The sequence below is a fragment of the Shinella sp. R2-11 genome (assembly GCF_055330205.1).
In genome coordinates, this window is record NZ_JBVAPC010000021.1 from 1 (window position 1) to 11,996 (window position 11,996).

The following is an 11,996-nucleotide window of genomic DNA, read 5'->3' on the forward strand; positions in this document are numbered from 1 at the left end:
GGCGGCTGAAAGCGGAGGCGGCGCTCCCGGTTCTCTCCCCTTCACCTGATCCGTCAGCGGCTTGCTCCAAGGCACCAGAATCGTCGGGAACCGCATCATGCTGCCAGAAAAGAACAACACATCGCCGGTGCGATGGTGCATCGCGCTCACGCAAGTCCGGCACATGCTGCCCGTGTCTTCCTCTGTCGCCGAGCCGGCGTTCCTATCGCAACGCATTAGGTCTGGGCATTTAGAGCCCACAATTGTATCGCGTATGAACGAGAATCTGCGAATAGGCGGGTTCTGTCGTTACACCGTTCAGATTGTCCTTTATCCATCTTGCCGCCGTTGCGAGTTCGGCGACGAAATCGTGAGAGATCACATAGTCCATGGTCCCGGCCTCAAGCAGGCTCCGGGAGTGGTTTGACAATTCATGCCCCACGAACACCGTATCGTGAGCTTTGCCGGCATCCTCCAGTGCTTTTGAAATGCCGCGATTTGCGCCCGCGACATTGTAGATCGCGGCGGGATGTCCGTTCGCCTCGAAGTAGCGTGTCAGTTGTTCGCATGTGCTCTCCGGTCGGTCATCCGAGATAACGCGCTCCTCTATCTTGAGATAGGGAAAATCGGACCGCAGGACGCGCCGAAAGCCCATCTCGCGCTCCTGCTGGCAGCGGAACGGCACGCTCATGACGATCAGAATGCTGTTGCTTTCCTTCGGCAGCGCATTGCCGATCAGGAGAGCGGCCACGCTTCCGGCCGCATATTGGTCGTTGCCGATATAGGCGCTTCTTCGCGAGCTCGGCAGATCGGTCGTCAGGCAGATCACAGGTCGACCGATCATGCACAGTCTACGGATCGCCCTGTTGATCGCCGGATGCTCTCGGGCGATCACGACGACGCCGTCGGCTTCGCTGCCTTCCTGTTCGACCCGTCTGGCGAATGCCAGCGGCTCGACATCGCTTGTCGTCACATAGGTGCCTTGGATATCGATGCCGGCTACCGTACGATTCACTTCCGATTCCGCCGCCGCCATGGCCGCATTGAAGGTTTCGCCCGAGTCACAGAACAGGCGGATCTGTACGGAAACCTCGCTATCGGCGCTGTCACGGCGAAGCTTCTCGAAGGCCCCGAGGACCCGCGCCCTGGTCTTTTCCCGCACACCACTGCGATTGTTCAACACCCGATCGACGGTCGCGGAACCAACGCCCGCAAGCTTGGCGATTTCGTGAACCGACGGACCTTTCCATGTTCGCGATTGCACTTTCACCGCCATCTTGCTCCCAGTTTCTGATGCGATTTCAATCATTCTATTTAGGCGAACTGCAGAAACGCAAGATTCCCTAGTAGGTTACATCAGCTTTGTGCTTCGCAGCATAATTGAGGAGACCCTCGGCAAGAAGATCCGCAAGCGCCGCCGCGCCATGGACATGACGCTGCAACAGCTGTCCGAGCGCGTCGGACCTTCCATCGGCTTCCTGTCGCAGATTGAGCGCGGCGCCTCGACGCCCTCGCTCGGCTCGCTGTGCAACATCGCCGAAGCGCTCGGCACGAATGTGGATGCCTTCATCAGGCACCGCGCCAGTCGGGCTCGGTATCGCGCACCAGCGAGCGGGAGTCCTTCAGCCTCGGTGATGCGCGCCGGAGCTCCTCAACGAGGGCGGCTCCACGCATTACGGCTGGAGAATTGAAGCGCGTCTACGGCGTCGACATGGCGGTTATGGTTCATCCACAGACTAGGAAGCCGGCAACATTGCCCTACTGAAGGTTTCGGAATCGAGCAGAACTAGGTGGGACCAAGCAGGCACAAAAAGGAATTGATAGGCTCCATGAGCCTGCTCGCCATATCTTGGGCATCTCTGATACTCGCATCTAAGGAGATCGACGCCAGCTCGGCATTCGGCATCACGCGGGCCAGATCCTCCGCAACGCGCCGCGGATGATGGAAGTCGGTGCCGGGAACGATAAGCATCGGCGTCAGAACGTCGCGCAGCTCTTCTACGCTCCTGAATGAGCGATCGTAACCGATCGCAGCGGCAGCCGCGATGCTTTCCGGGTCCGCTCGCGGAATAGCCTCTCGCACGAGTCGGCCGATGACGGGAGGGAAATGCGCCAAGATCGGCCCCCAGGTTTCCTCCAGCCCCTTGCGCCTCACATCGTCTGCGAACTGTTGCAGGAGACGGGTTTCCTTCGCCTTCGCCGCGTCATTCTCGATATCCTCCACGCTGATCAGGACCGCGCCTGCGACCTGGTCCGGCCGCGCCTTCGCCGCCCTGAGCGCGATCGTCGTGCCGATTCCAGCGCCGACGACAACAGCGCGCCGTGCGCCGACATGATCGATGAGGGTGAACAGATCATCGACATATTGCGCCCAGGTATGGCGCGCCGTATCACGACAGATCGAACGACCGTAGCCGCGAATATCCGGCAGGAGGATCCGCATCCCTGCCGCAAGGCTCCGCGCCAGCGGCTCCATGCTGTGATGGTCCGGCCCGCCGCCATGCAGCATGACAACAACGGTATCGACGTTTTTACCTGACACGTTGTCCGCCAGCACGCTTGCGCTGAGCCGGCAGCCATCGGAGCCTGTATAGGTGAAACCGGATTTATCCATTCGCGATGACCTTTCGGAGAGCTTGTTCAAAACGGACGCAGGACGGTGAGTTGCAGTGCGCCGGAAGCATCCCTGCCCAGATGCGTCTCTACGCCATAGACCTCGGCGACGATTTCCCGAGTGATCGCTTCGGATGGCGTGCCGAACGCCTCTATGCGTCCTCCGTGCAATACGACGATCCTGTCGGCCCAGCGGGCCGCAAGTTCGAGGTCATGCAGCACGATGATGACGATGGCGCCGGCGGCTGCCACCTCCCGGATCAATGTCATCGCCTGGAACTGGCTGCGCAGGTCGAGCGCGCTCGTCGGCTCGTCCAACAGCAGCAGGGGTGTGTCGCGGGCGATCGTGGCGGCGAGCATCGCCATCTGCCGCTGCCCGCCGGAAAGCCTGTTCAAGGGCTCGAAGGCAAGATGGGTTATTCCCAGACGTGACAGGGCGGAGAGAGCAAGATGACGGACATCCCCTCCCCGCGGCGGCGGAGCGACTTCCAGCGCCGCGACCACGGCCTCGACAACGAGGAAGGAGACGTCAGCGGCGTGAGCCTGGGGAAGGAAGGCGAACAGCCTCGCCCGTTGCCCGGCGGTGCAGCCGCGCAGCGACACTCCGTCGAACACGGTGTCGCCGCCAGCGCGGATCAGACCGGAAAGGGCCCGCAGCAGCGTCGATTTCCCGCAGCCGTTGGGACCGACCAGCGCGACCACCTCCCCCGGACGAATGGCCGGAAGGGAGATGTCGGAAACGATGGTCTTGCGGCCATAGCCGGCGGACAGCCGCGAGATGACGAGCGAACCGCCGGTCATGGTGCACCCCGACGCAGGACGAGCAACGCGAAGAAGACGGGCAGGCCGATCAGCGCCGTGACGATGCCGATGGGCACGATCACGCCCGGCATGACGGCCTTGCTGGCGGCGGCGGCGGCCGACATGACGATCATCGACGTCAAAGCGCTCGCCGGCATGAGAAAGCGGTGGTCGTCGCCCACGATCAGGCGTGCGATGTGCGGTCCCGTCAGGCCGACGAAGCCGATGATGCCGGCGAAGGCGACGGAGAGCGCCGCCAGCAGGCTGATCCGGACAAGCGCGGCGAGCCTAAGGCGAGCGACATTGATGCCGAGGGAGCGGGCGTGCTCCTCGCCGAAGGCGATGACCGTCAGCCGCCAGCGGGAGCGATAGGAGAGCGGCGCGACGATCGCCAGTGCCGCGCCCAGCACGGAGATCACGGTCCAGTTCGCCCGCACGAGGCTTCCCATGCTCCAGAAAACCAGTTGCTGGAGCGCATCCGGCGATGCGACGAACTGCAACAGCGAAAGAAGCGCGCCAAAGGTGAAACCCATGGCGATGCCGAACAGGATGAGCTTTTCCGCCGATGCTATTCCCGTCTTGACCAGGAAGAGCAGGACCAGCAGCGATCCTGTCGCGAAGACGAAGGCGTTGCCGGCGACGATCCAGGCTTCATGCACACCTGGAATGCCGATACCGAGCACGATGGCGAGCGCAGCACCCAGCGCCGCCGCGGCAGACACGCCGAGCGTGAACGGATCGGCAAGCGGATTGCGCAGGATCGTCTGCATTTCGAGTCCGGCAAGGCCAAGCGCCGCTCCGATCAAGGCGGCAAGGACAGCCTGAGGTAACCGCAATTGCCAGACGATGAAGCCATCTTCTCTCGCCCCCGATCCGCTCAGCAGTGCCCGCAACACGTCGATGACGGAGACATCCGATGGCCCGGTGGAAAGGTCGAGGATAAAGGCGGCCACCGCTGCGATGGCAAGCAGGCCGCAAATCCCGTATCGCCGCCGCTGCAGCCGCTGGTATCGCGACACCCCTTCCTCGATAGAGAACGTTTCCGAAGCCTGCATCACCTGTCGAGGGCCTCGTCCAGCGCCAGCCAGTAGTGGCCTTCCATCGGAACCGCTGCAAAGCGCCGGTTGATCTCCTCCAGCGTTCTCTCGGGATCGACATCGTGGAACAGACCTGGATGGAACCATTTGGCCAGCCGTTCGACCACCAGGATATTGACCGGCTGAATAGCGAGCGCCGTCCACATGCCGAAGACCTTGCGATCCTTCACCGCCTTCAGGTCTCTGAAACCCGGACGCTCCGCCAATCCCGCCAGCGCGCGGCGGGTCTCCTCCGCGGAGTAGGCGGGGCCGATCGTCAGCCCCTTGCCTTGCATGTAGGAGCCGCCATTGCCGACATAGATATCGGGCTGCTGGGAAAGCAGATATTCCATGCTCAGCATGCCGCCCGCTTCATCCGGCGCGGGAGACGACAGGTTGCGGCCACCGGCAAGCTCGACGAATTCCGCCCAGCCATGCCGCCCCGGCGCGCGGCAGCATTCGCCGAGCCCCGCATAGGTCTCCAGGAGAACTTTCGGGCGCTCGATATCGGCCGATTCCAGACGTTCCGTCACGGCTTCCAGATGGTCATTGTAGAAGGCGATGTAGTCTTCCGCCTGTTTCTCGCGCTCAAGGATACGGCCGAGCATGCGCATTCTCGGCGCGATGTCGGTGGCGCTCTGGCGCGTCGAGGCGGAAGAGGTGATGAAGGCAACGGGAATGCCGGCCGCCTCGAACTGGCGGGCAAGGTCCCCCTGCCCCAGCTTCGGATCCTGATAGGCCGTCATCAGGACGAGATCCGGGCGCAGGCTGATCGCCTTCTCCACGGAGAATGTATCGGGCGTCCAATCGCCGACGACCGCGACCTCGTCTATGCGAGGAAACTTGCGCCGGAAGGCTTCGAGGGTTCCCGTATCGAACCGCCGGAGCGCCGCCCATCCAGCCAGCTTCGAGACGGGATCCGGATCGATCAACGCCATTGCGAGCAGGTCGTTCGCTTCCGTGAGGATGATGTTCCTCGGCGGGGCCTTCAGCGTCACGCTGCGTCCCGCCATATCGGTAAAGGTCAGCTCCTCCGCAAAGGCAGCTCCGATGCCGAAGGCAACGAGACCGAGGACGACCGCGAGGATGCGCATTGCGTTTCGAATGAACACGGCCCGCACCTCACCACCTGTAGGCAAGGCTTGCGGCAACGGTCCGGCGCTGGCCGGTGAAGCAGTAGCCCGCCTGAACGCTGCCGCCGCCGCAGCTTGTGACGTAATCCCTATCGAAGAGGTTCTTCACGTTGACCTGGAGCGCGAGACCTTGCAGCGAAGGATTTTTCGCCCCGAAGTCATAGCGCAGGGCGGCATCCACCAGCGTGTAGGCTGGTGCCTCGAAATAGTTCGCGGTCGTCAGCGTGTTGGCCGGCGAGGCTCCGACGTAACGGATGCCCGCTCCAAGCCCGAGGCCCTCCAGCGCTCCATCGGTGAACGTGTAGTCTAGCCAGGCGGAGGCCATATGCTGTGGCGAATTGGTCAGCCGCATGCCCGCATCGCCGGAATTGCTCTCGGTGATCTTCGCGTCGAGATAGGTGTAGGCGGCAATGAAGCTCAGTTCAGGCGTGATCGCGACTTTTGCCTCCGCTTCGATCCCACGTGTCCGGACCTCGCCCAACTGGACGCTGTAATTGCCGCAGCCCGGAGCGCCGCCGAGCGCCGCGCAGGTATGCAAGAGATCCGGTGTCGTCCGGTTCTTTTCCGTGATGTCGAAGGCCGCAAGGGTGAACAGCCCGTCGAAATCGACCGGCTGATATTTCAAACCGACCTCGTATTGGAGGCCCTTGCGCGGCTCGAAGGCGCTGCCGAAGTAGTCCGTACCGCTGGTCGGCTGGAAGGACTGGCTGACGCTAACATAGGGCGCCAGCCCGAAGTCCGTGAGATAGACGAGCCCGGCCCGGCCGGTGATCGCCTGATCGGTCATCCGGCTGACCAGACCCGTGTTCTGGTCCGTGGTTGTGCCTTTGGCGATATCGTGGCGGATGCCGAATAGGCCGACGAGGTTGCCGAACTCGATCTGGTCCTGCGCATAGAAGCCGAGCTGCTGCGTTCTCTGGTCGGTATTGCGTTGCGGGTCGGCCGGAAGGAGCGCCACGCCGCCATAGACGGGATTGAAGAGGTCGATCGGCGGCGCCGATCCGGTCCACATGCGGTTGCCGGCATCCGAATAGGTGTAGTCGATGCCGAGGAGAGCCTTGTGACTGAAGGCGCCGGTATCGAAAAGAGCCTCAACCTGATTGTCCGTGGAAAGGCCCCAGCCTTCGGACTGATTACGCAGGGCATAACGATAGACAGTGCGGTCATCCGGGCCGAGGGCAGAGAACTGGACAGCACTCCAGTCGAATGTACCGTGCACATAGCGCAAGTTCGATCGCACCGTCAGATCGTCGCCGAAGCGATGCTCGAAACGATAGCCGGCCGACGCGTAGGTCCGGTCGAATGCGTCGAAATCCGGTTCGCCCGAGGAAAAGCCGCGCGGCACCTTGCCAAGCGGATTGGCGAATGCCGAGCCTTTCACCGGAACGGTATCGTAGTAACCGAATTCCGGATCGTGCTGGTAGCTGCCGAAAACGGTCAGCGTCGTATCGCCATCCGGTTTCCAGGTGAGCGCCGGCGCGATCGCGACGCGCCCTTCCTTTCCGAAATCCACCTGGGTGTCGCCGCCGACACCGATGCCGGTGAGGCGGTAGAGCCATTCGCCTTCCGCATCCAACGGTCCGCCGAAATCGAAGCCGCCGGTATATCGGCCGTTCGTGTCGATACTTGTGCGGACTTCCCGCGCCGTCTCTTCCGTCGGCAGCTTGCTTATGGAGTTGACGATGCCGCCCGGCGTGGCCTGTCCGAACAGGACGGAGGATGGCCCCTTCAGGACCTCAATGCGCTCCATCAGATAGAGATCAGGCGATGGTGCGCCGTAGCTGCCGATGGCGGGAACCTTGAGACCGTCCCAATAACCGTCGACAGCATAGCCGCGCACCAGGACGCTGCCGAGTGTGGTCCCGAAATTACTGCCGCTGATGCCGCGCCATTCGGGAACGACGCCGGCGGTATAACGCAGGGCCTCGCCGACTCCCTTCGCCCCTTGCGCCTCGATCTGCTTGCGGTTTACCACCGCCACGGACTGCGGTGTCTTCACAAGCGGCGTGTTCGTCTTGGTGCCGGCGGTGCTTTTCAAGGCAATATATCCGTTGTCCGCTTCGCCGCCGGCCTGAATGACGATGGGAGCTAGTGCCGTTCCCTGATCCTGCGCGAGCGCAAGGGAAGCATCGAAAGCAACGCTGCAAGCCAGAACGACCGACAGCCTTTTCAGATGCGTTCCCGCGACATATGCCGGCTGCGCTCTTTCCGAATTCTTGTCCTTGCTGAAAACCATGAAACCAACCCTGCCTTTGTCCTCGCATCTGGTTAGGCAGGCAGGCCGGACAATTCCAGTTTGGATATGTTTTCAAAACGGGAAAACTTGTATGAATTAGTATAGAATACTTCCAATCTTCTCGACATGGTCATCCAGCCTGTGGAATCCGGACGACGCATCACATTGGAAGAACCGGAGATGCCCCATGCGTAGCCCTTCACAGGAGCGAACGGAATTCAGCCGCGGACCTATTGGCGGCGACCAGGTGGATCTGCTGTCGAAAGAGATCGGCGCCGTTCCGCGGATGCTGGAGACGGGAACGCCAAGGGGACGCGATCTGCATCGCGGCAGCATATCCGCGACCGCTTTCGGCAACGGACTTTCTCTTCATACCGTCGACGTGATCGACCTTGAGGACTTCACCACGGAAATCCTCATGCCGGCCTCGCTCAGCATATGCTTTCTACTCAACGGCGGCGTCGCCATGGGCAGTGGCGAGGAGCAGTTCACGCTTGGGTCGGTGGATGGAGCGACAGCCGCTCCGGAAGGCGGATATTTCTCGCTGGCGCAGCCGGGGAAATTCTGGCGGAAAGCGGAAAAGGGACGGCGCCTTCGTGCCGCCGTGGTGGTGGTCAGCCCGGAATGGCTGAGCGATCGCGGCGCCGAATCGTCCACAGTCGCGGAGGCCCTGAATAGTCGGCCGACGAGCCATGGCAGCTGGAACCTCTCGCCGCAGGAAATCCTGCTTGCCGAACAGTTGCTCCAGCCGCCACAGTTCGAACCCTTCCTGCACAATCTCCTCCTGGAAAGCCGCACGATGGAGGCCGTGGGCGCCGCGCTGACCGTTATCGGCGCGAAGCAGCGCGACGGCCTGCATTCGTTGCGGCAACGCGAACGTGAGCGTCTGGAAGCGATGAAGACCTTCGTGGAATCGAATGCGGCGCTCGGCTTGACGCTCACCGAGATGGCGCGGCATTTCGGCGTGGACGTGAAAATCCTGCAAAGGGATTTCCGCCTCGCCTTCGGCACAACAATCTTCAACTACCTGAAAGAGCATCGTCTTGAGAGGGCCAGGGAAGCCCTCCTTCTCCAAGGTATCAGCGTTCAGGAAGCCGCCCATGTGGCTGGCTATCTCACGCCATCCAATTTCGCCACAGCGTTCAAGAAGCGTTATGGCATAAGCCCCAAACAGGTTCGCTTGGGATAAGCACCAGGGTCACTGCTGCTGCCCCGCCACAGCCAGCTTTCGCAAAGTCGTAGTTCATTCGCAGCTGTGCGACGTACCGTCTTCACGGCTGAACGATAATCCTAAACCTGGAACCGCTCACGGGGTGTGGGAGGCAGACAGGGCCTTTCCGGTGCTCACCTCGCGATTGCGGATAAGGCCAAGATTGCCATCCGCATACTTGCCTCACATCCCTTGGAATACGTCTGATCGAATCCGATGTGCCGCCCGCAGGGCCAGTGCTGCAACCGTCAAAGAGGGATTGACCGCTGCGGATGTCACAAGGCAGCTTGCATCTGTCACATAGAGGTTTGGGTGATCGAACGCTTGGCAATCAGCGTTGAGTGGGGCCGAGACAGGGTCGTTGCCAATCCTGACCGTGCCGCACTGATGGGATGTCGTATTCCGATCGAACGGGCGCGAGAGCGTAAACTGGAAGCCCGCTGCTTTGAGCCTGTCTGTCATCGTTCGAAGGAGAGCAGCATGCGCTTTCAGGTTGGAGCGCTGCCAATCGAGGACGACACGGTCGCCATCGAGTGAAACCCGGCTCTCGGGGTCGGGGAGGTCTTCACTCATCAGCAGCATATCCGCCGAATGCCGGCTCCAGAGATCGAGCAACCATTCCGGCGCCCACCTCGCCATCCCCTTCATGACCTGTGCGCTTACGCGGCCAAAAAGCTGGACGTGCCCGAGCGGCGGCCCTCCGGCGGCGTCCGAAAGATAGAAATCGTTGATGCCGAAGGTCTTCTGGTACACGCTGTCGTTCTTGAAACGGCGGTCGTAGGCAAGAAGCGCGGTAAGGTTGTGGTTCATGAAATGGCGCCCGACATTTCCCGACCGGTTTGCAAGCCCGTTGTCATCCGACGCGAGAAGGATTTTCGTCGAGCGGACAGCGCCGGCAGCGAGGACGAATAGTCCCGCCCTGATACGCTTGATCTCGCCGTCTTGTCTGTACTCCACGGCCGCGATGGCGCGGCCATCCGGGCCGGGGAGCAGGCGCAGCACCTCCGCTCCGCTCTCGATCCGAACATTGTCATGAGCAAGTGCAGGCAATAGCGCGCAGGTCTCGGCGTCCATCTTGCCAGAGCGGGCGTCCGGGAACGCGTCCCACGGGGTCTGCCCCTCCGCAAGCCAGTTTTCGATGTCTATGCCGAGTGGTAGTGACGCCGGATGAAGCCCGACTGATTTCATCCGAGCACGAAGTTCAGCGATTGCCGGCTCGTCGCGGACGGCGGGATGGGGATAGGTTCCGGAATGGTGCGGCTCCGTTGCGTCCTCGCCCAAGGCCCCCCTGACGCGAAAGAGTTCTTCCGCCTTCTGATACCAGGGTTCGAGCGTCTCATAGCGGAACGGCCATGGCGGAGCGGTCCCCTCTAGATGCTCGATGCCGTCGAAATCCTCGGCGCGATAGCGCATCAGGACGGCCCCATAGAACTTCGTGTTGCCGCCATGGTAATAGTAGTTTCCCGGTCCGAACGCCTGCCCGCGCCTGTCGTACCAGCGCTCCTGCGTCCGGAAGTAACCACGTTGAAAAATCGCCCGGGCATCGCGATTGTTGACGTGCGGCTGAAGTTGGTATCCCTGTTCCAGGATCAGGATGTTTGCTCCGGATGAGGCAAGCCCAAGGGCGACGCAGGCGCCGCCCATGCCCGACCCGATGATGACGACGTCTGGTGTATTCGGCATGGATTCACCCCGGTTCAGCTTCGTCATGCGTTGACGGCAACGCGTCGGCCCGTCCGGCTCGATTCAATGGCCGCGAGACCCGTTGCAAGCGACCAAAGTCCATCGATACCGGTTGCCGACGGCTCGCCCGCACCATCGATCGCGCGGGCGAAGGCGACGAGGCTCCGCTCGTAAAGGTTGGTGCGGTCGATGGTGAATTGCCGCTCGCCCGCTTCCGTTCTGAGCGTCACCTCACCGATGGGATCCTGCGTCATGCAGTCCGTCGCGACGAGAGATCCAGCCGTGCCGTGTATTTCCAGGCTTGTCGATGCGTACTTCGTGGTGAAGGCATCGTGCGTCTGCGCGATCAGGCCGCTTTCGAATTCGATCAGGCTCATGGCTCCATCCTCGATGTCGCCGGTCGCGAGCGTCCCCGTCTGCGTCATGCAAAGGACGCTCTTCGGGTTTTCTCCGAGAATGTATCTCAGGGAATCGATGTCATGGGTGGTGATGTCCAGGATGACACCGGCTCCCTTCTCCGGATTGTTAAGACGCCATCCCTGCAAGAAGTCCGGGAGATATCGGGCATGCGCGACTTTGGCGAACAGGGGCTTGCCGATCTCGCCGGCGACGATGGCATCGCGCATGGCCCGATGCGTGCCGGAATTGCGCAGGTGGTGGTTCGTGGCAAGGACCAGGCCGGCCTCGGTGGCCGCCATGACCATCTGCCTCGCGCCAGCGAGGTCGACCGAAAGCGGCTTTTCGCAGAGGACATGCTTTCCGGCCCTTATCGCCGCCAGTGCCTGCGGAACATGGAGTTCGTTCGTGGTCGATATATAGACCGCGTCGATGTCTGCTTCGAGAAGCTCTTCGAGACGTGTGGTCCCTAGAGAAATCGAATTGGCCGCGGCATAATCGCGCGCACGATCCGGCGACGTCGACATAATCGCGGCGACAGTTCCACCGGTGTTGCGAAATGCGGGGATCATCCAGTCGCGCACGACGAAGGTGGCTCCCACGAGGCCCCATCGAATTTCGGTCATTGGTGTTTTCTCCTTGAGTGCTCAGCTCGTCTTTTCGAGTGCCTTGGCGTGCAGGGTCATGGTGTGGCTCATGCCGCACAGCAACATCGTTGGCGCTCAGACCTGCCCATTGCCCTCGTGGCCGAGGCGACCTGTCATCTCACGATCCTGCCATCGGAGGATCGCCAGCGTGACGGATCGTCTAGGCTCTCGTATATCGACAACTGCCCGAACCTCGTTTCTCATGCGATACGAAGCTGGCTT

10 protein-coding genes are annotated in these 11,996 nt (G+C 61.7%); 2 read left to right on the forward strand and 8 right to left on the reverse strand.

Annotated features, from left to right (window positions below; all coding sequences use genetic code 11):
- Window positions 1-229: 229 nt before the first annotated feature.
- Window positions 230-1,255 (reverse strand): LacI family DNA-binding transcriptional regulator, encoded by a 1,026-nt coding sequence (locus ACZ1A1_RS24775; protein WP_463622039.1) that lies wholly within the window; start codon window positions 1,253-1,255, stop codon window positions 230-232.
- An 88-nt stretch (window positions 1,256-1,343) separates the two neighbouring features.
- Here ACZ1A1_RS24775 and ACZ1A1_RS24780 point away from each other — a divergent pair, with 88 nt between their 5' ends.
- The gene (locus ACZ1A1_RS24780) at window positions 1,344-1,670 is read left to right on the forward strand and encodes a helix-turn-helix domain-containing protein (RefSeq protein ID WP_463622040.1); all 327 of its coding nucleotides are present in this window, start codon (window positions 1,344-1,346) and stop codon (window positions 1,668-1,670) included.
- Window positions 1,671-1,765: 95 nt separating this feature from the next.
- Here ACZ1A1_RS24780 and ACZ1A1_RS24785 read toward each other — a convergent pair whose 3' ends face one another.
- The 5 genes from ACZ1A1_RS24785 to ACZ1A1_RS24805 are packed head-to-tail and all read right to left on the reverse strand — an operon-like array spanning window position 1,766 to window position 7,838.
- A complete protein-coding gene (locus ACZ1A1_RS24785; RefSeq protein WP_463622041.1) occupies window positions 1,766-2,593 on the reverse strand; it encodes an alpha/beta fold hydrolase in 828 nt (275 codons plus the stop codon).
- 26 nt (window positions 2,594-2,619) lie between these two features.
- Window positions 2,620-3,393, reverse strand: coding sequence for an ABC transporter ATP-binding protein (locus ACZ1A1_RS24790; RefSeq protein WP_463622042.1), 774 nt, complete (start codon window positions 3,391-3,393; stop codon window positions 2,620-2,622).
- Window positions 3,390-4,448 carry a FecCD family ABC transporter permease gene (locus ACZ1A1_RS24795; protein WP_463622044.1) on the reverse strand — a complete coding sequence of 353 codons (1,059 nt, stop codon included), beginning with the start codon at window positions 4,446-4,448 and terminating at the stop codon, window positions 3,390-3,392. Before ACZ1A1_RS24795 ends, ACZ1A1_RS24790 begins: the two co-directional genes overlap by 4 nt.
- The gene (locus ACZ1A1_RS24800) at window positions 4,448-5,563 is read right to left on the reverse strand and encodes an ABC transporter substrate-binding protein (protein ID WP_463622045.1); all 1,116 of its coding nucleotides are present in this window, start codon (window positions 5,561-5,563) and stop codon (window positions 4,448-4,450) included. The genes ACZ1A1_RS24795 and ACZ1A1_RS24800 overlap by 1 nt, the downstream gene beginning before the upstream one ends.
- Window positions 5,564-5,591: 28 nt before the next feature.
- A complete protein-coding gene (locus tag ACZ1A1_RS24805) occupies window positions 5,592-7,838 on the reverse strand; it encodes a TonB-dependent siderophore receptor (RefSeq protein ID WP_463622046.1) in 2,247 nt (748 codons plus the stop codon).
- 187 nt (window positions 7,839-8,025) lie between these two features.
- On the opposite strand from ACZ1A1_RS24805, the gene ACZ1A1_RS24810 reads away from it, so the two are divergent.
- Complete coding sequence (locus tag ACZ1A1_RS24810; RefSeq protein WP_463622047.1) at window positions 8,026-9,027, forward strand: helix-turn-helix transcriptional regulator; 1,002 nt, start codon at window positions 8,026-8,028, stop codon at window positions 9,025-9,027.
- Between the two features lie 204 nt (window positions 9,028-9,231).
- Here ACZ1A1_RS24810 and ACZ1A1_RS24815 read toward each other — a convergent pair whose 3' ends face one another.
- Entirely contained in the window at window positions 9,232-10,731 is a 1,500-nt protein-coding gene (locus ACZ1A1_RS24815; RefSeq protein WP_463622049.1) for an FAD-dependent oxidoreductase, read from the reverse strand.
- Window positions 10,732-10,754: 23 nt separating this feature from the next.
- A complete protein-coding gene (locus ACZ1A1_RS24820) occupies window positions 10,755-11,753 on the reverse strand; it encodes a Gfo/Idh/MocA family protein (protein WP_463622048.1) in 999 nt (332 codons plus the stop codon).
- Between the last annotated feature and the right edge of the window lie 243 nt (window positions 11,754-11,996).

Excerpts from the sequence above, each read along its gene's own strand:
- ACZ1A1_RS24775 (WP_463622039.1), bottom strand. The coding sequence starts at position 1,255 with ATGGCGGTGAAAGTGCAATCGCGAACATGGAAAGGTCCGTCGGTTCAC.
- ACZ1A1_RS24785 (WP_463622041.1), bottom strand. The coding sequence starts at position 2,593 with ATGGATAAATCCGGTTTCACCTATACAGGCTCCGATGGCTGCCGGCTC.
- ACZ1A1_RS24790 (WP_463622042.1), bottom strand. The coding sequence starts at position 3,393 with ATGACCGGCGGTTCGCTCGTCATCTCGCGGCTGTCCGCCGGCTATGGC.
- ACZ1A1_RS24795 (WP_463622044.1), bottom strand. The coding sequence starts at position 4,448 with ATGCAGGCTTCGGAAACGTTCTCTATCGAGGAAGGGGTGTCGCGATAC.
- ACZ1A1_RS24800 (WP_463622045.1), bottom strand. The coding sequence starts at position 5,563 with ATGCGCATCCTCGCGGTCGTCCTCGGTCTCGTTGCCTTCGGCATCGGA.
- ACZ1A1_RS24805 (WP_463622046.1), bottom strand. The coding sequence starts at position 7,838 with ATGGTTTTCAGCAAGGACAAGAATTCGGAAAGAGCGCAGCCGGCATAT.
- ACZ1A1_RS24810 (WP_463622047.1), top strand. The coding sequence starts at position 8,026 with ATGCGTAGCCCTTCACAGGAGCGAACGGAATTCAGCCGCGGACCTATT.
- ACZ1A1_RS24815 (WP_463622049.1), bottom strand. The coding sequence starts at position 10,731 with ATGCCGAATACACCAGACGTCGTCATCATCGGGTCGGGCATGGGCGGC.
- ACZ1A1_RS24820 (WP_463622048.1), bottom strand. The coding sequence starts at position 11,753 with ATGACCGAAATTCGATGGGGCCTCGTGGGAGCCACCTTCGTCGTGCGC.